This window comes from Desulfosporosinus sp. (assembly GCF_014237355.1).
In the GTDB taxonomy this organism is placed as follows: Bacteria; Bacillota; Desulfitobacteriia; order Desulfitobacteriales; family Desulfitobacteriaceae; genus Desulfosporosinus.
This window is the reverse complement of sequence record NZ_JABZFS010000019.1, coordinates 33,107-54,445: the sequence shown is the minus strand read 5'-3', so window position 1 is coordinate 54,445 and position 21,339 is coordinate 33,107. Positions and strand designations below refer to the sequence as shown.

The following is a 21,339-nucleotide window of genomic DNA, read 5'->3' as shown; positions in this document are numbered from 1 at the left end:
CCCCTTTATGATCAGTATATAAACCCTATTATAAGTAGAAATAGGTGTTTATATAAGTTTCTTAAATGTAAGATGTTGGGTGCTTAGCGATCCTTTCTAAAAATCTAATTAAGACATCGATTTCGCTAAAGTCATTGTATAATCCAAAGCTAAGCCGAACCACTCCTGGCCGAGGTGCATCTCTGCGTTTTCTATAAAACTCCATTTGTTTTGGCGAAATTGATAGCAGCCTTTGAATATAGGGTTGGGTACAGAAACAACCCGTTCGTACGGCAATACCCGCTTGGTCTGATAAAATAGTAGCGACCTTTTCATGTTCAATCCCTTTGATATTAAAGGGAATAACCCCAATCCGAGGTTCACCTGGGGCTGTATGAGAATACAGAGTGATCCCTGGAATTAACTTCAGCTTTGAATTAGCATAGTTTGTAAGCTGATTTTCATAATGATCAATTGTCTTCATGCCTAATGAACTCAAGGTTCTAATCGCTGTTACCAGCGCGACGACTCCCATGACATTGGGAGAACCGGCTTCTTCATTATGAGGAGGCTTTTCCCAGACAATCCAATCATGAGTGACTGTTTCTGCAGTTCCACCTCCAACTAATTCAGAGACCCCTTTTTGAAACGTTTCTTGCGGGCCAATAAGAACCCCAATGCCAAAAGGGGCATACATTTTATGAGCAGAAAATGTGAGATAATCGATACGTTGAAGTGGATTGTTTGGGTTCATATTGACTGAGTTATGGGGAACCAATTGTGCACCATCTACCAAAATTTTTGCCTTGTAGCGGTGGGCCAGTTCAGCAATTTTATGTATTGGATTTACATATCCAGTGACATTAGAGGCCCCAGTAACAGTAACTAGCTTTACATTGCCCTTATGTTTGGCTAAGCGATTCTCTAGGTCTTCTAAACTTAATTTCCCCGAGGAATCTGTTTGAACATAATCGACTTGAAATTTACCTCTCCAGGGGAGATCATTCGAATGGTGTTCCATCCAAGTAGATAGGATAACACTCTTCTTATTACCATCCCATAAACGATAGGATAATTTGTTGATTGCTTCCGTAGTATTTTTTACGAATACGACAGTATCTCTAAAAGGGTCGGCATTAACGAATTTTAGAACCACTGACCTGGCGTCTTCAAAAAGTTTGGAAGAGACCTGAGACTTGTAACCTGTGCCACGATGGATGGAAGAATACATACTCGCAAACTGATTAATCTCTTCCATAACAGAAACAAACGGGGGAGTTGAAGCAGCGTTATCAAAATTAATGGCTGTGGTATATCGTCCGTTTGGGAGAGGAATTTTTGTATCAGCTCCAACAACTAAATGTCTGTAACTCGATTTGGCTAATTTAAAGCTTAAATTCATCTAATCACCTCAAGCTTGTCGATATTATACGGGTTATTACCTGATAGCATGATATTTATCTGCAGTGAAAAAGGTGACAGAAGTACTTAAGCTACATGATATTCCTGTTACTGAAACATAATAATCATGTTGATGAAATTAAGATGTTGGAGGGTAGATATGAAGAAGACAGGCGAAATACAAAAGCATACAAAGGGGTATACTAGTGCGAAGTATGATTCTAGAAGTGCTGAATTTAAACAGGAACAAAAAAAGGCTAAAGATGAATTAGTGAATGACAAATCTTAACTTCTTTGGCTCTGGCAGGTGAAATAGGGCAGTTAATAAACTACGGAGTTTGTTAACTGCCCTATAATGTCGTAATTTAGTTTCAGGTCTAGATTCTATCTTTGGGTTTATTGGTAGGATTTGTTGGGAACTTTTTCTTATCATCGTCTGAGTTTTGGCGTTGATCATCAAGATTGGCAGCATGAGTTCTAGATTTGTCAGTTTTCTTATTGCTCATTTAGTTTAATCTCCTTTCGTTAGGCTATGAGGAATAAGTGAGGGACTGAAACGAGTCTCTATAAAATAGTTCCCAGAATTGTTTAATCTGATGCTTGACCTATTATAGGAGGAAAGGATAACTTGACTAATTATTTCCTATATGATTACTTAATGATAAGGAATTAGACTATTAGAATAATGCCAGGGAAACAAGAAGAGCAAAGGAAGGAGATTATAAAAGTGCCGTACATAACTATCCAGGGAAAGAAAATGTATTATTATCAAAAATTCAAGTTTCAGGATGACCTGCCTACATTACTATTTGTACATGGAGCTGGCGGATCGGGGAAAAATTGGTCTTATCAGTTAGCTGGAATACCAGGATATAATTTGATTGCCCTTGATCTACCAGGGCATGGACATTCAGAGGGATCAGTCGCTGAAAACATTACAGAGTATTGTCAATTTGTTAGGAGCTTTGCTCAAGCGTTAGAGCTAAAGCAGTTTACTATTGCTGGTCATTCTATGGGCGGGGCAATAGCATTAGAGTTAGCTTTAGCCTATCCCGAGGTAATAAAGGGGATAATTATTGTCGATAGTGGAGCAAGGTTACGTGTAAACCCAATAGTCCTAGATAAGTTGTCTAGGGGGGAACATCCTTTAGAGAACATCAAATACAGTTACTCTCCAAATAGTTCCCCAGATATCATAGCAAAAGCAACTGAAGAAATGAAACGGGTTCCAACGGATATTTATCTAGCAGATTTTAAGGCTTGTAACGAATTTAATGTTATGGATCGCGTCCATACCATCATAAAACCAACTTTAATCATCTGTGGACAAAATGATCAAATGACTCCATTAAAATACTCGGAATACCTTCACAAGGAATTACCTCATTCAACTCTAGCACTGATAAGTGACGCAGGGCATATGGCAATGTTAGAACAGCCGGATCAAGTGAATAGTGCTATCAACAACTTCTTAACTCAAACCTTTTCACATTCCATAAAAACAATAAGTGCCTACGTGAATGTTGCCCTAGTTGATTATGATGATTCAGTTCGGAACCATGTGGTCGAATTAATGAAAGAATCCTTAAGGGAAAAAACAAATGAAACTATTCTTGAAACTACATGGAATGTGGAGGAAAGTAAGCGAACATTATTTAAGAATGAGGAAGGAGTATGGGAAACCCAGCCCTTTGATTCTACGCCTTCAGAGGAGATTCTGACAAGGGAGATGCTAGAAGTCATGACAGTGAGGCTATTTGTAGATATCGTAAGTATTAGCTGAGACTGGGAAATACTTGGTGGATAGAGACGAGAAGAGGTGTGAAATTGGGAGTAGAAGAGAAGGTCCTCCATAGGGTTCGAGCATTACTGAATCTGGCTAGAAATGGAGGAGACCCAGAGAGTAATGAAGCAAAATCGGCACTCCTTATGGCTCAACGTATCATGGCTGAAAATGGAATCAATGAAGTTGAATTTCAAGCCTCCTCTGAAGATACTCAACAAAAAGAGGTTCTTGATGAGTATGCCACTGAATTTGAGAAACTGTCTTGGTGGAAAAAGAGCCTGGGCAGAGTAATCGCCCAGAATTTTAGGTGTTACTCTTATCTCAATAAATGCAATGGATATACTAGATTAGCATTCATGGGACTGAAACAAGATACAGAAATTGCCATTGTTGTATTTTCATTTGCCACTGACTACATACGGTTTGGCGCAGACTTATTTATGAAGGCATATCGCAAGGAATACATATCAAAAAATGGGCATCGCCCAAGTATTTCTCAACAAAGAGGGGTTAGAAACAATTATGTAGAGGGGTGGATATCTGGGTTAGAGGCTCAATATGCTGAGCAAGTAAGCAAAGAGGGATGGGGACTTGTTCTCATTAAGGATGCTTTAGTTACTCAGTCTTATAAAGAGTTGAACTTGGGTCGTGGAAAGTCATCTCAGTATACTAGAAAAGAGAGTCTAGCGGGACAAGTAGCCTACACTAAAGGATATAGTGATGGCAAGGGCTTCAGTTCAGGGACTCATGGCAGGTTAAAGTAGTTTCCTAGTAAACTTGCCATTTTGATGAACACAACTTATGATAGTAAAAGAATTATAACTTGATGCAGGGTAAAGAAAAGTCTTCCCCGTTCGAATTAAGAAAGGTTGATCCAGAATGGCAAAAATAGAGCTGATCGCAACTGCCGCCTTTGGTTTAGAATCTATCGTTGCTCGCGAACTAAAACAACTTGGTTATGATCAATTAGTAGTTGAAAATGGGAAAGTTACGTTTACAACGGATGAATTGGGTATTTGTCGATCAAACCTCTGGTTACGAAGTTCTGATCGTGTCTTACTAAAAATGGGTTCATTTGAAGCTAGGACATTTGAAGAATTATTCCAGCAAACGAAATCCCTCCCTTGGGAAAATTGGTTACCAGAGGATGCAAACTTCCCGGTTCAAGGCAAATCAATAAAATCTCAGCTATTTAGTGTTTCAGATTGTCAAGCGATTGTAAAGAAGGCGATTGTGGAACGTCTCAAGGAAACCTACGGTCGAAGCTGGTTCGAAGAGACCGGACCCCGTTACCAGATCGAAGTAGCCCTTCTCAATGATAAGGTGACATTAACCATAGACACTTCTGGATTGGGTCTACATAAACGTGGATACAGACAACTGGCAGGTCAAGCACCACTAAAAGAAACCTTAGCCGCAGCCATGATTCAGCTAAGTTTTTGGAAGAAAGATCGAGCCCTAATCGATCCTTTTTGCGGCACAGGGACTATTCCCATTGAAGCAGCCTGGATAGCACAAAATCGGGCTCCAGGCCTTAAAAGAAGCTTCGCATCCGAGAAGTGGGTTAATATCCCTAAAGAACTTTGGCAAGAAGCTTATCAAGAGGGGTTAGATCTATGGCAGCCTAATACTCCTCTGCAGGTCTTCGGTTCTGATATTGACCCTAACGCTCTAGCCTTAGCACGTACCCATGCTATCGAGGCAGGCGTCGAAGGTGTCGTACACTTTCAGAAACTACCTGTTGCAGAAGTGAGGTCTCGGTTCAAATATGGACACATGATAGCTAATCCACCCTATGGTGAACGACTTGGAGATGTAAAAGCTGTGGAAGGACTCTATCTTGAACTTGGTAAAACCTTTAATCGTTTAGAAAACTGGTCACTTCATATGCTGACAACTCATCAGTCTCCCGAAAAGTTGATTGGACGACGCTGGGATAAGAGCCGTAAGCTGTATAATGGACGATTAGAATGTCACTATTATCAGTTTTTTGGTCAACGACCGCCTAGAGAACCAAAATCGCTCTAGGAACCGAAACGTGTGATATTGCATTAAAAGAGAATTAAACAAAGAGATAACAGGGTCTGTCGTATTAATCAAAATTAATTCGACAGACCCTGTCTAGCTTCTTAAGTCAATGAAGTTATAAATAGCCTTAGTGGACCATAACAGGTGGTTCACCTTTTAGTGACTTTATATCTTCCATTGCCCGCTGAACTTCTTCATCAAGCCCTTCGATAGCAATCGTAACTGAGCCTTCGGAACCGTCCACTCCGCCGGCAGCAATACAACGGGCTTCTACATCATAGAGAGTTTCAAGGGCGGTCAATTCGGTGACAACAGTTGCCCCTAACATGGGAATAAGGCCTACCTTATGTCCAATGGCTTCATCAACAGCTGATTTTGTCATAAATTCAATTGCAACTCGAACATCTGGAATCATTTTTTCCAGCCCAATAGGTACAATCAATTCTACCCCTCTGGCATAGAGGATGCCTTGAGCCGCCCCAATCGTCCCTCCCATGGAATTAGAAACCATGACAGCTGCTAAGCCAGTGTGGTCAACTGCGTTACCACCTTTGATAAAAATGTCTCCCCTTTGTAACTTAGGTAAGTATTCTTGCCAAGAAACATCTAAAGCTTGCCCTTTACAGATAACGTAGGGAGGCGTCTTTTTAGAGGATTTGCTGACTCCTAACTCGCCCTTAGTGACAATACCCATGGTATAGCCGGATTTATCCTCTATCTGAAGACTAAGTAACTCTTCCGCAACAAAGGCATTGGAGGTGCCCCCGGCTACAATAATAGTATGTTTTTTTTGGGCATTTTGTACACTGGGCATTGCCTTTACCCCTCTTGCTATAAGTCGCTTTGATTCACTAGAAGTTAACGTTATTAGCGCTTTCATTAAGCTCCTCCTTCATTAATTTTCAATGTTTCATTTTTCCATCTTGACATATTACCTCTAGGCTTGTTTATTGTCTAAAAAGTCAATACATATGTTATACCAAAAGTATAGAATAATAAAGCTTCCTGGAGGAACTTAAGAACTAAAGGGGCCTAACCACAGATCATTGGCAGAAAATAAAATAGGTTGTGAAATCACTTGAAATGTAACAAAATGGAAATAGTCTCATAGAATGAATTAGAAAACACCATATATTACTTGAAATGGAGGAAACTGACATGAAATTTGGTGGAGTTGTTGATGGAGCATGTGGACCTAACTGGTTGTCGGGTATTGCTGTTGTAGTTGTTATCATTCTTCTGCTCATTGCGATGGGTATTGTATTCTAGTAATATTATTAGCTTAAATTTTGTTGGTTATTTGAAAGGAGGAACTTTCATGTACGGATATGGAGCTTGTGGTACCGGAAATTATGTCGGTGCTGGAATTATTGCAATTGCAATTCTTATTCTTATCGCACTAGGAGTAATATTCTAATCCCAAAAGGTGATTAAAAATAAGGAGCATTTCTGTAAGGTAATCCTTCGGAGATGCTCTTTATACTTTCTTTATATTTACTAAACTTTCTTTATATATTTCTTTATATTTTCGATAAATTTCGAATAAATATACAATTATTCTTTGCTGTTTTGTAGAAAAATGCAAGATAGATAGTCATCAATTTCTGCGATAGTATAATGAGAAATGATAATTTTACAAGCTCTTCAAACTCCCTTAAACTAAAATGTGCATAGATAACAAGAAGAGGAGGTTAGGATTGTGATTCTTAGTATTATTGCTTATCTCTCTATAGTTCTTTTCGTAGGAATATCTGTTTACAAAGCGTATCAATTCGCAAACATGCCCTTTCATGGACGTATGGATCTTTATCCCGTCCCCAAAGAAAAAGGGTATGAACATGGAGGTTCATACTACGAAGAGATAGCTTGGTGGAGCAAACCCCATGAAGTCTCTCACGTGAGAGAGATTATTGAAATGCTCAAAGAAATTATCTTTATTAAAAAATTATTTGAAAACCAACGCCCTTTCTGGTGGATTTCTTACGCTTTACATTTGGGAATTTATTTACTAATGGCTTGGACAATCTTATTGGTCATTGGAGCGATGTTTGAACTTAATGGGATTATAGTTGCAGCGAACAGTTCGAGTATATGGGGGCTGTTGCTTTTTTACGTGTCCCTAGTAACGGGATATTTGGGACTAGCTCTTGGTGCTTTAGGTTCAGGATTATTATTCCTACGCCGACTGTTTGACAATACCCTAAAAAAATACACAACTCCTCAGGAGTACTTTAATCTTTTACTGATTTTTGCAGCACTTATGACTGGAATTTTAACATGGAGTAGGGATTTGTCCTTTGGGTTTGCAAGAGAAGTGACTGGGAATCTTGTTACTTTTACGCCTTTTGCGGCAGATGGTTTATTAACGTTACATGTTATCCTAGTGGGTATTATGTTAATTTATATCCCTATCAGCAAAATGAGTCACTATGTTGGAAAGTATTTTACCTTCCATAAGGTTTTGTGGGATAACAATCCTAATCTTAAGGGGAGCGATATCGAACAGCAAGTCATAAAGGCTTCATCGTTCCGTCCGACCACATCTTGGTCTGCCCCTCATATTAAACCACCCGCTGCACCAGAGAAGTAGTTTTTGATTCCTTGAATTGTAACTTTATGGAAAAAAGGAGACAAAACATGATAAATCAAAGAGATTTGCGTCCGAAGGATTTGGGCCGATCAGATGATCAACTCATTAAACTGGATAATCTTATACCTCTATTAGCACCATTCGATAAACCGGGAATGGAACCCCCTTTGACGGATCCAAAACCTGCATGGAAAGAGAAATACTGTACATCGTTAGATGGCTATGTGGGAATAGATACTTTGACTCGTCCGAAATCTAAAGAGGATGAAGACGAATTTGTTCGCAAGTTCCTCAGTGGCTTAGAAAAAATATTTTCTGATGCCAATAACGGAGTTCTGCAACCTCTTTTATTGTCCTTTGAATACTGTGCTAAATGTAATACCTGTTCTGATGCCTGTCATATCTACACTGCAACAGGAGACAATGAATTATATCGCCCAATATATCGATCAGAGGTTTTACGCAAAATTCTTAAGAAGTATTTTACGACGAGTGGGAAACTTCTTGGTGGTTTCGTCGGAGCAGATATCGATGTCAATTGGGAAACGATTGCTCGGTTGGGGGAATTAGCCTATCGCTGTAATCTCTGCCGACGCTGTGCCCAAACCTGTCCTTTAGGGTTAGATAATGCCATCCTCACAAAAGAAATTCGCAAGATCTTTAGTCAAGAAATGGGAATTGCACCGACTCCTCTTCATACGAAAGGGACAATGCTGCAAATAAAAACTGGCTCGTCAACTGGATTAAGCAAACCCGCTTTTTTAGACACCCTCGAGTTTTTAGAAGAAGATACCGAGGAAAAATTTGGCATTAAGCTGAAGTTTCCAGTAGATAAAAAAGGTGCCGATATCTTAGTGTTGCATAATGCGGGAGAGTTTATGGCTTGGCCGGAGAATCCTGTTGCTTTTGCCATTCTCTTTGATGCAGCCGGCTTGAACTGGACCCTGAGTAGTGAGATTATGGGATATGATAGTGTAAACTACGGTTTGTGGTATGATGATACACAAGCTAAAAAGATCGCTATGATGCAAATGAAAGTTGCTAAGGATTTTGGAGTAAATAGGGTAGTGGTAGCAGAGTGTGGACATGCTCATAAAGCTTCTATGATATCAAGTGATCGTATGGCTTCGGATAGAATTCCTGTAGAGAGTTGTTTCCCGCTGCTTTGGGATATGGTTAAGAGTAAACGTTTAATACTTGACCCTAGTAAGAACAATTTTCCAGTGACTCTTCATGATCCTTGTAATGTAGTACGACAAATGGGAATTGTTGAGCCTCAACGAAGTATTCTAAAAGCTATAGCTCCTCAGTTTAGAGAAATGACACCTCATGGTGTTGATAACTATTGTTGTGGCGGAGGAAGTGGCTTTGCCATCATGAATTCTGCCAACTTCCCTGAGTTTAGAACTCAAGTTGCCTCCCGAATGAAATTCAACCAAATTCTTGGAGCCTTTAAGGGGACTATGGAAGACACCTCTCTGCCTAAGTATATTTGCGCACCATGTTCTAACTGCAAAGGTGCTATGCGCGGTATATTAGAACATTATGATGCAACCGAGAAGTTCAATCTTCAGTATGGTGGTATAGTTGAACTTATGGTAAATGCTCTTGTAAGTATGAAGAAACCATTCCTGGAGTTTTTAGAATAGTATATGTTAGTGCTGAAAATTTTAAGTTTCGACTTTAATGGACCATTTCAGAACATCTGAAATGGTCCATTCTTCCAGGATTTATCTGTGTTCCAAGAACCTCGTTAAGGGGAGAGTAAAGCGGCTTAATGTTTTAGCGACTGCCCATAAATTTAGGTGCTAAAGCTATCACCTAATCGATCTGGATTAGCCTATGCACAGCCCCTTTGCCACCGCTATTACGTGCTTATTCATTGGGGCTACGACACTAGAAAACAAGGGCTTAGGGTTAGTCAAAGGGATCACATATGAAACCGTTCATAATGGCCTGCAAGCAGGAAAATAACGGTTTATTCTTGATTTCCGAGAATCTGACGAAAGTTGAAGCAAGTCAGTCACCCATAGAGAGGAATCTAGTCCATAATTAGTTTTCGATATAGTACAATCTGTATTATATATTGTACGAAAGGAACACAAAATGTTAAATTAAGTACATGGACTAGTGTTAATTTACACAAGTGAAAAGTTTCCCAGTGTCCAATGTTTGTTTGTTCTCTTTAATAGTTTAAGGAGGTGTAATTTGTGTTTATTGTATCAATCGACGAAGATCTGTGCTCAGGTTGTGACTCTTGTACAGAAGGATGCCCGGCTCACCTGCTTGGCTTTAGTGAGGACAAGGCTCATGTAACTGGTGATGAATCAGAATGCATGGGCTGTGAAAGTTGTACATCAGTTTGTCCAACTGGTGCTATCACTATTACTGAAATGTAATAAACCCCATAAACTAGAAGACGGAGGGTGTGCCATGACAGAAAAGAAAACGCCACTACTGGACGAACTGGAAACAGGTAAATGGCCCAGTTTTGTGACGGAAATTAAGCGCGCTGCAGTGAAGAGTGAAGCTGCAGGCGAATTGCTCCAAGTCTTGGAAAAGTCCTATGTTCAACGCAGAGGTCACTGGAAACACGGTGGAATTGTTGGAGTTAGAGGTTACGGCGGTGGAGTAATCGGCCGTTATGTGGATGAGCCTCAAAATTTCCCTAATATTGCAGAGTTCCATACAGTTCGCTTACTTCAACCTTCTGGCTGGTTCTACAATACTAAAGCATTACGTACTGTCTGTGATATTTGGGAAAAGTACGGTAGTGGTTTAACTAACATGCATGGTTCCACAGGAGATATTATTCTTCTCGGATGTAAAACTGAGCATATTCAACCAATTTTCGACGAGTTTAGTGAAGCTGGGTTTGACCTCGGTGGTTCAGGTTCTTGCTTAAGAACTCCTAACTGTTGCGTTGGACCAGGACGTTGCGAACATGCTTGCTATGATACTCTTGAAGCATGTTATAATGTTACGAACGAATTCATGGATGAGCTTCATCGTCCTATGTGGCCATATAAGAGCAAAATTAAGTTCTCCGGTTGTGCAAATGACTGTACTTCTTCTATTGCTCGTTCTGACTGCTCTGTAATTGGTACTTGGCGCGATACTTTAAGAATTGACCAAGATGCTGTAAAAGAGTATGTTGCAAATAAATTTGATGTTCAAGGAATTGTTTGTGACAAGTGCCCAACAAAATGCCTCACCTTCAATGCAGAGACTCAAGAACTCAGCGTAGTCGGAGAAGACTGCACACGTTGCATGCATTGTATTAACATGATGCCTAAAGCAATTGCACCTGGAAAAGAGAAGGGTGCTACCATATTGATCGGTGGGAAATCCACAATCGTTCAGTCCGCTTTCATGTCTTGGGTTATTGTGCCATTCATGAAAATGGAATCAGAAGACGATTTTGCAGAGTTTAAAGATCTTATGCGCCGTATTTGGGAGTGGTGGGATGAGTTCGGTAAATCCCGCGAGCGGATTGGTGAAACAATTTACCGCTTAGGAATGACAAAATTCCTCAAAGGAATTGAAGTTGAGCCTGTACCGCAAATGGTCTTCCGCCCACGTGCTAACCCATATGTGTTCTGGAATCAAGATGATCTTGACAGAAGCGGAACAGCACTCGACGGATCGAAGCTCTAATTTTAAAATAATAAGTAGCTAACGAGAGGTGGATAACGATGGCAATTTTAGATCAAGGACCTCCGCATTATAAAAAGATGCTTCCTCCGATTGTACAAGAAAACTATGGAAAATGGAAATATCACGAGATTCCTAGTCCCGGTGTACTCAAACACGTTGCTGAAAGCGGTGCAGCATTATATAGTGTCCGTGTAGGTTCCCCGCGTTTAGTCAGTGTTGATTTTGTTCGTGATTTATGTGTAATAGCTGACGATTACTGTGATGGATTCCTTCGCTTTACAACCCGCAACAATGTTGAATTCTTAGTTTCTGATGAGGCTAAACTCCAACCATTACTCGACCATTTAGATTCTAAAGGCTATTGTGTTGGTGGAACAGGGGCATCCGTTAGTAATATAGTTCATACCCAAGGATGGGTTCACTGCCATACACCGGCTACTGATGCTTCAGGTGTCGTTAAAGCCGTTATGGATGACTTATATGAGTATTTCAATACCATGAAGCTCCCAGCTAAACTAAAAATGGGCTTAGCTTGTTGCTTAAATATGTGTGGAGCCGCTCACTGCAGTGACATCGCTATTGTTGGTGTTCATAGAACTCCACCTCGTATTAACCACGATATAATTCGTAAAGGGACTGAGATTCCAAGTTTGGTAGCTAGCTGCCCAACTGGAGCTATTCGTCCAGACCCGAAAAACAAGAGCGTTATCGTTAATGAAGACAAATGTATGTATTGCGGTAACTGCTACACAATGTCTCCTGCTATGGAAATCTATGATCCTAAGAACGATGGTATTGCGATTCTTATTGGTGGTAAAACCTCCAATGCTCGTACAGCGCCTAGCTTCTCACGGATGGTAATTCCATTCCTTCCAAACACTGCACCTCGTTGGCCTGAGACAACAGAAGCAATACGTAAAATTGTTGAACTCTGGATTGCTAATGCACGTCAAGGAGAGCGCGTGGGTGAGTGGGTTGAGAGGATTGGCTGGGAGAAATTCTTCTCCATGGCTGAGCTTCCTTTCTCAGATATGTTGATTGACGATTATATCTTCTCCAGAGAAACTTTCCGTACTTCAGCACAATTCAAGTTCTAAACCTAAGGAATAATGTAGAAAGTTGGTATTTTAAAATGGCAAGAGGACCAGCGGATCCCGTAGTCAAAGCGAAAGTTCTAGAATATCTTGGCAAAGTTCAAAAAGCTAAGAGTAGAGACGTAGCAGTTGCTATTGGGGCTTCAAAAAGCGATGTTGATAACGCAGTAAAAGAACTTACTGCAGAAGACCTCGTTGAGTATCTCTACATTACGACCACATTTATCTGCTTAAAAGGTAAGGTTCAAACTCCAGATTAAAAATACCTGATCTTCTTAAGTAGAGATAAGTCAAAAATATTTATAACGAATATAGACCATCCTAAATGCCCGATGTCCCTGTTTCTGCTGATTCATATCCGCATTATAGGGACGGGTTTTAGGATGGTCAATTTTATCCGATGACTATCAGCCTTAAGACTCCCATCATCTATAAGTACGAAAGTATCCAGTGACGAAACCCGGGTGAGGGTTTCGCCCATGCCGCCTGCTCCAAAGAAAAGCATAACGGCGCAGGTTGCTTTCGCCGAACCGCAAACTACACAGAACAGCAAACTCCATCTGAAGCTAAGAATCACTTGAACGCTCCTGACCAAATTCTCCAAGAAAGGTGTGGGTATTATGCTAACACTACCTCAAAATGAACAAATTGCCAAAAATGTCCCTCGCTTAGTAATTGGAGCACCTCAGGGGCGAAGTGGAAAAACAACGTTTACCTTGGGACTACTTAGGGCTTTTGCACGGCATGGGATGTCAGTACAACCCTTTAAAAAGGGACCAGATTATATCGATGCCAGTTGGCATACTGCTGCCGCAGGGCATACTTGTCGCAATTTAGACTCCTTTTTCATGAAGAAAAGAGAAATATGTCGTTCGATATTCGATCAATCCATTGATAAAAACATGACTATTATAGAAGGCGCAATGGGACTTTACGATGGCTTAGACTTACAAGGAAGCAGCTCTACTGCTGAAATAGCCAAAGTAACTCAATCCCCAGTGCTATTAGTAATCGATGCAACCCGCATGACTCGTAGTATTGCTGCGATGGTTATGGGTTACCAACATTTTGACCCAGATGTTCAAATCGTTGGTGTCATTCTTAATAAGGTGGCACGGGCTCGTCATGAAAAGATGGCTCGTGAGGCTATAGAAGAGTTCTGCAAAATTCCTGTTGTTGGAGCAATTCCGAAAGATGTTAACTTATGCATCCCTGACCGTCACCTAGGACTTGTTACAAATGGTGAAATGCATGAAACGGACAAGTTACTAGATTATTTTGCGGATGTTATCAGTGAACATGTCGACTTAAACACAATTATCACCTTAGCTCAAAGTGCGCCTGAACTTCCAAGATATTCAGAATCTATGGTATCTAACCTAGGAGAATACTCCCTACGAAACAATGGGTTAAAGCCTAAAATTGGAATTATTCAGGATGCCTCATTTAGTTTTTATTATCCTGAAAATATCGAAGCACTAGAAGCTTTAGGAGCGGAATTAGTTCCCATTAGTGCTCTTTATGATATACAACTTCCCCATGATCTTGACGCTCTTTACATTGGTGGAGGTTTTCCTGAGGTCTTTGCTGCTCAGCTTGAAGAAAACCTATTGCTGCGCAGAGATATAAGATTAGCAGGTGAAAAAGGATTGCCGATTTATGCAGAGTGTGGTGGGCTTATGTATCTAGGTCGCAGCATAAGGACTTCTTCTCAAAACTATGAAATGGTTGGATTGCTTCCACTGGATACTCAGATGGAAAGCAAACCACAAGGTCATGGATATACGATTATGGAAGCGAATCCTGGTCAACTCTGGTTTGCAGAAAAGACTGAGATTAGGGGGCATGAATTTCATAATTCCCGAGTCGTTAACTTAGCACCTGATGTCAAGTTTGGCCTAAAGGTTAAACGAGGGCACGGGATGGACGGTCAACATGATGGAATCTGTTATAAGAATACCTTTGCTTCCTATAACCACATTCATGCTCTGGGCTGTCCTGAATGGGCTGAAAGCATGATAAAATTAGCGTTAGATTACAACCCTTCAAAGTGGGTACAAATCAAAAAAGTGTCAGGCTAATATGTATTGTATAACAGTCAACTAATGAGTGTTATGTATTAAAAATGATTATACTGAATGATAGTAAGAAACTTTTCGGAGGAGGAGCTTCTAACTATCATTCTTAATTTTTTGGTATACTTATACAACCTTTTTTGTAAAAAGATGAGTAACCATCTGGCTAATAAATCCTTTGGATGATATTATAGTAATAACATGTTCTAATCTTAAATATTTGCTTTTTAAATCAAACCATAGCAGAATAGTTATATCTGGTCATTGCATTATTTTATGATCAAAGTCTTATTATCCTTTGAAGCACTATGATTAGGAGAGCTATTATATATAGGATCTAGGAAGGGGATACATCATCATGGAACAACACCTTCTTGTCTTCAAAGAGGTGGCAGAAACTAGAAACATTACATTAGCAGCTAAAAAGCTTCACATGAGCCAACCCAGTATAAGTTTGCAGATTCAAAACTTAGAAAATCAGTATGGTGCACGTTTTTTTGACCGCACCAACAAAGGTGTCACTCTAACTAAAGAGGGTAAAATCTTCTACGCTCATGTGCGCAGTGTATTGGATATTCTGTCGAACGCCAAAGAGCAGATAAGTGCTTTAGCGAAGGATCAGAGAGGGCTTATTTATCTAGGTGCAACTCTTACAATTGGAGAATATATTCTTCCCAATATCCTAGCGTTCTTGTTTAAGACTCATCCGGACGTGGATTTTAAAGTGAAAATTGCTAACACAGAGTCAATTTCTCAAGATGTACTTGAGAAAAAGCTGCACATTGGATTGATTGAAGGACCAGTGCCTCAGCATAAAGACCTAAACGTCGAGAATTTCTGGGAAGATGAATTGGTCGTTGTCATTTCAAATTTCCATCCTTGGGCCTCAAGAAAAAGCATTACCCTTGCTGAACTTCCCAATGAGCGCCTTGTGACTCGAGAAGATGGTTCAGGAACTCGTAAGGTTATGGAGATGGCACTACAAGAGAGAGGTCTCGATCCAGATCAATTAAATGTTTCAATGGAATTAGGTAGTACTCAGGCCATTAAACAGCTGGTCTCGGCGGGGCTTGGGATTACCATCATATCTTCATTAACTGTCAGTCGAGAAGGGGATCAAAAACTATTTAAAACTCTAAAAATTCAAGATGCGCCTATTTATCGACCACTTAGTATCCTTACCAATGCCCGGACCACACAAACTAAGGATGAACGTATATTAATTAACCTACTCCATGATCATAGGTTACTTTCGGATGTTCTAAGCAGGGATTATAACGAAATTTTAGATCTCGAATAAGACGCACTCACAAGTTAGTGAAGTACTAGGAAGGACCAGGACAAGTTTATGGAAAAGGATTGCCGAATTGGACTCGTTCAGATGGAATCTAGGGTAGGGGACACTGAATATAATTTCAAGAACATTGCTAGTTTGGCTATGATAGCAAAGAAGCAGGATATCTCCATATTATGCTTTCCGGAATGTGTATTGGATGGTTATTCACCCCAGGATGCGGCAGAAATCGGGAATACCATCGATAGTCTCTGGATTAATCGCTTAAAAGAGTGCTCTGAAGACCTGGGAATGACTCTTTTGGTCGGTATGGTGGAAAAAAGACCAGATTCTAACAAGCCCTTTATATCACAAGTTATTTTATCTCCAAGTGAAGATCCTAAAGTTTATCGCAAAGTTCATTTGGGTCGAAGTGAATTGGATTATTTTACACCAGGAGATAGCTTTCCGGTTTTCTCTGCCCATGGTGCGACATTCGCCGTGGGAATCTGTTGGGACTGGCATTTTCCAGAAACGGCTGCTATCTATTCTCTCAAAGGTGCCGAGATTCTATTTGCTCCCCACGCTTCTCCTATGGTAGCTGGAGATCGAAAACAAATCTGGTTGCGTTATTTAGGCGCTCGTGCCTATGATAATTCTTTCTACCTAGGCGCTTGTAATTTAATAGGAAGTAATGGAAGATCTAAACAATTCAGCGGGGGAGCTTTAGTCATAGGCCCAAAGGGAGATCTGTTTGATCAGTCACAAATGAGTAAAGAAGGAATACTAGCAGCAACTCTTTCCGCAGATCGAATTAACCATATAAGACGCCCTGAACGCTCATCTATGCGAGATAGCTTCTTTTTAGCGGATCGACGCAAGGAACTTTATCATGAACTAATTGAACTGGATGTTATGACTAAATAAGAATATATAAAAACCCTTCCCATTATTAAGCTGGGAAGGGTTTTTGGCTTCTTTATACTAGTCAGAAAGTATAAACTTGCGTTATATACTTTACTAGTAAAGTGCACAACTAGGGAGTTCTCTTTATATTACCAGTTGTTGCGTGAACGAGGCTGGTAGCAGTCTCTGCAATAAACTGGACGTTCACCTGATGGTTGGAAAGGTACAGTGGTTTCTTTTCCACAGGTAGCACAAATAGCTGGGAACATTTCACGTGGCTGGCGAGAAAAACCGCCGCCATTATCTCTATTCTGCGCTTTTCGAGCAGCACGACATTCTGGGCAACGTCCAGGCTCATTCGTGAACCCTTTTTCCGCATAGAATTCTTGTTCTGAAGCTGTAAATTCGAAATCACGACCGCACTCTTTGCATACTAGAATTTTGTCACTAAACATTAAAAAACCTCCGCCTATTTATTACCCGCGACATGGGAAGTTCAGCATCTTCCCAGAGCCTTAGGCAATCGAGAAGCTTTATGGAAATCCTCAAGTACTTCGAGCATCTTCATTATAACGAAGTACAAAATATTAGTCAATGCTTCCCACCTTGATTTTGTCCTACATATTACCAAATTAGGATGATAGAAGGTGATAAATCTGGGGATTTGTGGGCATTATTAGGTTATAATTTGCACTATTTTGACATGCTAAAATTTTATAAATAATGCTCAGCGTCATAATGGGTGTCTTCTTGAATAACAATAAACCTATAGCCATCAAATTCAAAAGACAGGGGATGACCGCTTTGGAAAACGGTGTTGTTGAGATACTCCCGGAACGAATTCTTGGCATGCAGAGACTTGAGGCCTTATTCAAGGAAAAAGGCTATTTGATATGTCAGTCCAGTGGAGAAAAGATCTATGACTTTGAAGAGATAGTAGCGGTCTTTTTACCACTTAGTTCATCGACTGATCAGGTTATGGCTGTACGTGGTGATATGGCAACAGAATTCATGCATAAATGTCTTTTAAGTATTCCTTAAATACTAGTAATTGAAATTGGAATTAATTTGAATATGTTTGTCTCGGAAGTGTAGGTTTTAAGTAAGAAGGTTGGGCTATTTATTAGCTCAACCTTCAACACTTTTGAACAAACAGAAGAATCTTTAGATTAAATCAATGTTAAAATTTCTTCAAATTATTAAAGTTAGGACTAAAGACTAGGACTATATGGTCTTCAATCACGACTAATGCCTCATGGCTACATAAAGATTGTCAGCCTATAATCAAATTAATAAGTAACTCAGTAGATAATAAAGGAGGATAATGAGATGAAAGCAAAGATAATGGGGCTTCTTAAAGATGAAGAAGGCCAGGGAATGGTTGAGTATGGACTTATTATTGGACTTATATCAGTTATTGCAATATTAGCAGTTACTGGAGTTGGCACTAAGGTTTTGGCATATTTCACCAATGCAGAAGCAAGCATGCCCTAATAACATTTTCGCTTCATAAATAATTGCCTAATCTAGCGATATGGCATTTAACGCAGGCATTTATAATTAGTTGCCTTCATAACTAAAGAACCCTACTGCAACAGTAGGGTTCTTTATTCAAAGATGGGGGAGAGGATATGGGAGTGAATGAGCTTACTCTAGGATTAACTTTAGGAATAGCTGCTTTTACCGATTGGAGAGAGCACAAGATTTATAACAAGTTGTTACTTCCTGCCTTCACAATTGCACTTTTACTTAATACCTTACAAGATGGGGTATCAGGATTGACTAGTAGTCTATTAGGTGCAGCTATGGGTTTTGCCTTACTCCTTATCCCGTATCTTATGGGGGGGATGGGCGCAGGGGATGTAAAGTTGCTTGCAGTCATTGGAGCCTTTGGTGGAATAATGTTTGTTCTTACCAGTTTTCTTTACGGAGCTGTCATAGGCGGAGTCATTTCGCTCTATTTACTTGTTCGACGTCAAACTCTGGGAAATACACTTAAGTATTTCTTGCTCTTTTTTTTAATACTCAGAAAACCTCAACAGTTTTCTAATGCTATAAACAACACTAACAAAGAAAAATTTCCCTATGGTATAGCAATTGTTATAGGGACATTCATAGCTTTTTTCTTACCTTTAGGAGGATGGTCGCTATGATAAGGAAGCTGTATAAAGGAGAGAGAGGTCAAGCGATGGTGGAAATGGCCCTTGTCTTGCCCCTTTTATTTCTGTTACTTTTTGGAGTGATTGAGATGGGGCGCATCGGTTACTCCTATATCACTGTAAGTAATGCCGCAAGGGCGGGGGTTCGAGTCGCAACTGTCGGAGCAACTGACTCCGAGATTACTAGTTCTGTTATAGGTGCTGCACCCTCACTCAACTCAGCGAGTCTGTCGATTAGCATCACACCGATTGAATCTCTACGGTTATCTGGTCAAGGGGTAACTGTCCAAGTCAGTTATCCTGTACAACTTGTTATTCCGATCATCAGCAATGTATTACCTAATCCAGTTGTCGTAAGTGCCGCTACAGTTATGCGCATTGAATAGAAAGATACCATCCATTTCAAATAAGACGGAGGAGTGGTTATGGTTCAGATAAAATCTCCATTGGCTGAACGATGGAAACTACGGTTAAAAGAATGCAAACAACTATATTCCAAGAGCATGGCAGATCAATATGTACATTCTCACGACCGTGGGAGTGTCATCATATTAGTGGCCCTAGCTTTAACCGCCCTACTTGGCTTTTGCGCTATCGTAACAGATGTCAGTTTGATATACGCCCATAAAGCACATCTTCAAAACTCAGTAGATGCAGCAGCGCTTGCTGGTGCCCAGGAGCTTCCGAGCAATTCGAGCCTTGCGGAACAAACAGCCAGGTCTTATGCGACCCAAAACGGGACGCCAGATGTAAATGTTAGCTTTGATGCTGATAATGCAAAAATTGTAGTTCAAGCAACTAAACAAGTTCCTACTTACTTTGCCCGAATTTGGGGGATAACCGAAGAACAGATTTCAGTTTCGGCTGCGGCCATGATGGTTCCCCCTATAACACTATCAGGAGCAGTACCTCTTAGCATCCAAGAACAAGACCTGGTTTATGGACAAAAATATGTTCTTAAATCAGGAGGAGGGTCCGGAACTTCCGAGTGGTACCTTGACGATGACAAAAATAATAGTGTAATAAAATACGGAGAAGTTTCGGGAACCTCCGGGTGGTACGGTGCCTTGGAACTAACTGGTACTGGGGCCAGCTCCTATGAAACGGATTTAGCAAATGGGTATCAGGGAGAGCTACATGTAGGGCAGATTCTCGAGGTCAAACACGGAAATATGAGCGGGCCGACAGCAGAAGGGATCAACACTCGCTTAAATCGTGACACTCGCGTGCCTAAGAATACTATCGATGATTATGATAGGAGTGCTCCTCAAATCGTGTATATTCCTATTGTCAGAATTATTTCGGAAAGCGGCAATTCCATTCATGAAGTGCAAATCGTTGGATTTGCAGCTTTCTTTCTTGAAGGGGTTGCCGGAAACGGCAACAACTCCGTCGTAACTGGTTGGTTCATAGAGACCCTTGTCCCTAACGGACAGACATCGGGCAACCTAGCAGATCTATTAAGAACGGAACAGGATATGGAGAATGGGGTAGCAAGTAACAATTTCGGTTTATACACACCAAAACTCATCGCAAATTAAACCTTCTTTTAGTACATTTCAAGGTTTCTTTATCTTAATATTAAGCTTATTACATTTTTGAACAAGTTACTCATTTGAGGGGGGGATTACGTTGCAACGTAAAGGTTTTTTTCTTCTGGCGCTGATTTGTGGTCTTATCGCTTCTGGATCAATGTATATCTATCTGAACCAAGCGACACGAAAGCAACCCTCCGCACTTAAACCATTAGTTATTGTTAAAAAGGCTATTTCCGCTCGTACGATCATTGAGTCTAGTCAGCTGGAAGTTAAAGACGTTCCTATGGAAGCTTATCCCCAAGGAGGGTTTACCTCGATAAAAGATGTTCAGGGGTCTGTAGCTTTGCTGAATTTATCCGCAGGTGACTTAATCGTCGAGGCTATGCTTGAACGTAAAACGTTACAAAACCCTGGGGGTGAGATTTCTGCAGGAGGTACAACTGCCCTCACGGTTCCGAATGGGAAAAGGGCTGTAGCGATTCCGATAGGTCTGGTCAGTGGGGTGGGTTATGCAATAGAACCTGGAGATTATGTCGATGTTCTAGTTACATTAGACATTAAACATTCTGCAGATTCACAGGATGTAACCGTGACGACACTCGCTGCTCAGGATGTCTTAGTTTTAAGCGTGGGGAAAAGTCTCGTCGATGAGAAAGCTAAAGTTGAATCAAAATCCTACACATTAGCCCTCAGTGTCCCACAAGCAATGGCGGTTACCCTAGGCAGTGAAAAAGGAAGTCTTCGTTTATTATTGCGTAATCCGGCTAATAAGGAAATTCGTCAAGATCCCCCATTCACGGGCGATATATTTCTTGATGCAAACTATTTTAACAACTATAAGTAAGGAGGAGCG

The 21,339-nt window shown here is 40.5% G+C and carries 25 protein-coding genes; 20 read left to right on the top strand and 5 right to left on the bottom strand.

Features of this window, described 5'->3' with window-relative positions:
• Positions 1-61 precede the first annotated feature (61 nt).
• The gene (locus HGJ98_RS04770) at positions 62-1,381 is read right to left on the bottom strand and encodes an aminotransferase class V-fold PLP-dependent enzyme (protein ID WP_291349914.1); all 1,320 of its coding nucleotides are present in this window, start codon (positions 1,379-1,381) and stop codon (positions 62-64) included.
• Between the two features lie 159 nt (positions 1,382-1,540).
• On the opposite strand from HGJ98_RS04770, the gene HGJ98_RS04765 reads away from it, so the two are divergent.
• On the top strand, positions 1,541-1,669 hold the full coding sequence (locus HGJ98_RS04765; protein WP_291349913.1) for a hypothetical protein: 129 nt from the start codon (positions 1,541-1,543) through the stop codon (positions 1,667-1,669).
• A gap of 88 nt (positions 1,670-1,757) precedes the next feature.
• On the opposite strand, the gene HGJ98_RS04760 is transcribed toward HGJ98_RS04765, so the two are convergent.
• A complete protein-coding gene (locus HGJ98_RS04760) occupies positions 1,758-1,886 on the bottom strand; it encodes a hypothetical protein (RefSeq protein ID WP_291349912.1) in 129 nt (42 codons plus the stop codon).
• 221 nt (positions 1,887-2,107) lie between these two features.
• On the opposite strand from HGJ98_RS04760, the gene HGJ98_RS04755 reads away from it, so the two are divergent.
• The 3 genes from HGJ98_RS04755 (at position 2,108) to HGJ98_RS04745 (ending at position 5,194) form a co-directional block, all read left to right on the top strand.
• Entirely contained in the window at positions 2,108-3,163 is a 1,056-nt protein-coding gene (locus HGJ98_RS04755) for an alpha/beta hydrolase (protein WP_291349911.1), read from the top strand.
• Positions 3,164-3,201: 38 nt separating this feature from the next.
• Positions 3,202-3,930, top strand: coding sequence for a DUF2786 domain-containing protein (locus tag HGJ98_RS04750; protein ID WP_291349910.1), 729 nt, complete (start codon positions 3,202-3,204; stop codon positions 3,928-3,930).
• 115 nt (positions 3,931-4,045) lie between these two features.
• Complete coding sequence (locus HGJ98_RS04745) at positions 4,046-5,194, top strand: class I SAM-dependent RNA methyltransferase (RefSeq protein ID WP_291349909.1); 1,149 nt, start codon at positions 4,046-4,048, stop codon at positions 5,192-5,194.
• Positions 5,195-5,321: 127 nt separating this feature from the next.
• Here HGJ98_RS04745 and HGJ98_RS04740 read toward each other — a convergent pair whose 3' ends face one another.
• Positions 5,322-6,074, bottom strand: coding sequence for a hypothetical protein (locus HGJ98_RS04740; RefSeq protein ID WP_291349908.1), 753 nt, complete (start codon positions 6,072-6,074; stop codon positions 5,322-5,324).
• A gap of 263 nt (positions 6,075-6,337) precedes the next feature.
• On the opposite strand from HGJ98_RS04740, the gene HGJ98_RS04735 reads away from it, so the two are divergent.
• From HGJ98_RS04735 to HGJ98_RS04705, 7 genes are all read left to right on the top strand, one after another.
• On the top strand, positions 6,338-6,463 hold the full coding sequence (locus HGJ98_RS04735; protein WP_291349928.1) for a hypothetical protein: 126 nt from the start codon (positions 6,338-6,340) through the stop codon (positions 6,461-6,463).
• 430 nt (positions 6,464-6,893) lie between these two features.
• A complete protein-coding gene (locus tag HGJ98_RS04730; RefSeq protein WP_291349907.1) occupies positions 6,894-7,784 on the top strand; it encodes a nitrate reductase gamma subunit in 891 nt (296 codons plus the stop codon).
• Positions 7,785-7,831: 47 nt separating this feature from the next.
• Complete coding sequence (locus HGJ98_RS04725) at positions 7,832-9,433, top strand: (Fe-S)-binding protein (RefSeq protein WP_291349906.1); 1,602 nt, start codon at positions 7,832-7,834, stop codon at positions 9,431-9,433.
• Positions 9,434-9,994: 561 nt separating this feature from the next.
• Positions 9,995-10,183, top strand: coding sequence for an ATP-binding protein (locus HGJ98_RS04720; protein WP_014903397.1), 189 nt, complete (start codon positions 9,995-9,997; stop codon positions 10,181-10,183).
• Positions 10,184-10,217: 34 nt separating this feature from the next.
• Positions 10,218-11,441, top strand: a complete 1,224-nt coding sequence (gene dsrA, locus HGJ98_RS04715; protein ID WP_291349905.1) for a dissimilatory-type sulfite reductase subunit alpha — start codon at positions 10,218-10,220, stop codon at positions 11,439-11,441.
• 38 nt (positions 11,442-11,479) lie between these two features.
• A complete protein-coding gene (gene dsrB / locus HGJ98_RS04710) occupies positions 11,480-12,538 on the top strand; it encodes a dissimilatory-type sulfite reductase subunit beta (protein ID WP_291349904.1) in 1,059 nt (352 codons plus the stop codon).
• A 35-nt stretch (positions 12,539-12,573) separates the two neighbouring features.
• The gene (locus tag HGJ98_RS04705; protein ID WP_291349902.1) at positions 12,574-12,795 is read left to right on the top strand and encodes a hypothetical protein; all 222 of its coding nucleotides are present in this window, start codon (positions 12,574-12,576) and stop codon (positions 12,793-12,795) included.
• A 92-nt stretch (positions 12,796-12,887) separates the two neighbouring features.
• Here the strand turns inward: HGJ98_RS04705 and HGJ98_RS04700 are convergent, their stop codons facing one another.
• A complete protein-coding gene (locus tag HGJ98_RS04700) occupies positions 12,888-13,112 on the bottom strand; it encodes a hypothetical protein (protein ID WP_291349901.1) in 225 nt (74 codons plus the stop codon).
• 43 nt (positions 13,113-13,155) lie between these two features.
• Here HGJ98_RS04700 and HGJ98_RS04695 point away from each other — a divergent pair, with 43 nt between their 5' ends.
• The 3 genes from HGJ98_RS04695 (at position 13,156) to HGJ98_RS04685 (ending at position 16,810) form a co-directional block, all read left to right on the top strand.
• On the top strand, positions 13,156-14,616 hold the full coding sequence (locus tag HGJ98_RS04695; RefSeq protein WP_291349900.1) for a cobyrinate a,c-diamide synthase: 1,461 nt from the start codon (positions 13,156-13,158) through the stop codon (positions 14,614-14,616).
• 352 nt (positions 14,617-14,968) lie between these two features.
• A complete protein-coding gene (locus tag HGJ98_RS04690) occupies positions 14,969-15,910 on the top strand; it encodes a LysR family transcriptional regulator (protein ID WP_291349899.1) in 942 nt (313 codons plus the stop codon).
• A 48-nt stretch (positions 15,911-15,958) separates the two neighbouring features.
• Complete coding sequence (locus HGJ98_RS04685) at positions 15,959-16,810, top strand: nitrilase-related carbon-nitrogen hydrolase (RefSeq protein ID WP_291349898.1); 852 nt, start codon at positions 15,959-15,961, stop codon at positions 16,808-16,810.
• A 128-nt stretch (positions 16,811-16,938) separates the two neighbouring features.
• On the opposite strand, the gene HGJ98_RS04680 is transcribed toward HGJ98_RS04685, so the two are convergent.
• On the bottom strand, positions 16,939-17,244 hold the full coding sequence (locus HGJ98_RS04680; protein WP_291349897.1) for a zinc-ribbon domain containing protein: 306 nt from the start codon (positions 17,242-17,244) through the stop codon (positions 16,939-16,941).
• A 268-nt stretch (positions 17,245-17,512) separates the two neighbouring features.
• On the opposite strand from HGJ98_RS04680, the gene HGJ98_RS04675 reads away from it, so the two are divergent.
• From HGJ98_RS04675 to cpaB, 6 genes are all read left to right on the top strand, one after another.
• The gene (locus tag HGJ98_RS04675; RefSeq protein ID WP_291349896.1) at positions 17,513-17,830 is read left to right on the top strand and encodes a hypothetical protein; all 318 of its coding nucleotides are present in this window, start codon (positions 17,513-17,515) and stop codon (positions 17,828-17,830) included.
• 288 nt (positions 17,831-18,118) lie between these two features.
• Positions 18,119-18,283: a Flp family type IVb pilin gene (locus HGJ98_RS04670; protein ID WP_291349895.1), complete on the top strand. Its 165-nt coding sequence runs from the start codon at positions 18,119-18,121 to the stop codon at positions 18,281-18,283.
• 137 nt (positions 18,284-18,420) lie between these two features.
• Positions 18,421-18,942, top strand: coding sequence for a prepilin peptidase (locus HGJ98_RS04665; RefSeq protein ID WP_291349894.1), 522 nt, complete (start codon positions 18,421-18,423; stop codon positions 18,940-18,942).
• Entirely contained in the window at positions 18,939-19,334 is a 396-nt protein-coding gene (locus tag HGJ98_RS04660; RefSeq protein ID WP_291349893.1) for a TadE/TadG family type IV pilus assembly protein, read from the top strand. Before HGJ98_RS04665 ends, HGJ98_RS04660 begins: the two co-directional genes overlap by 4 nt.
• Before the next feature lie 39 nt (positions 19,335-19,373).
• Entirely contained in the window at positions 19,374-20,489 is a 1,116-nt protein-coding gene (locus HGJ98_RS04655; protein WP_291349892.1) for a pilus assembly protein TadG-related protein, read from the top strand.
• Positions 20,490-20,580: 91 nt separating this feature from the next.
• Positions 20,581-21,330 carry a Flp pilus assembly protein CpaB gene (gene cpaB / locus HGJ98_RS04650; RefSeq protein ID WP_291349891.1) on the top strand — a complete coding sequence of 250 codons (750 nt, stop codon included), beginning with the start codon at positions 20,581-20,583 and terminating at the stop codon, positions 21,328-21,330.
• The last annotated feature ends 9 nt before the right edge of the window (positions 21,331-21,339 follow it).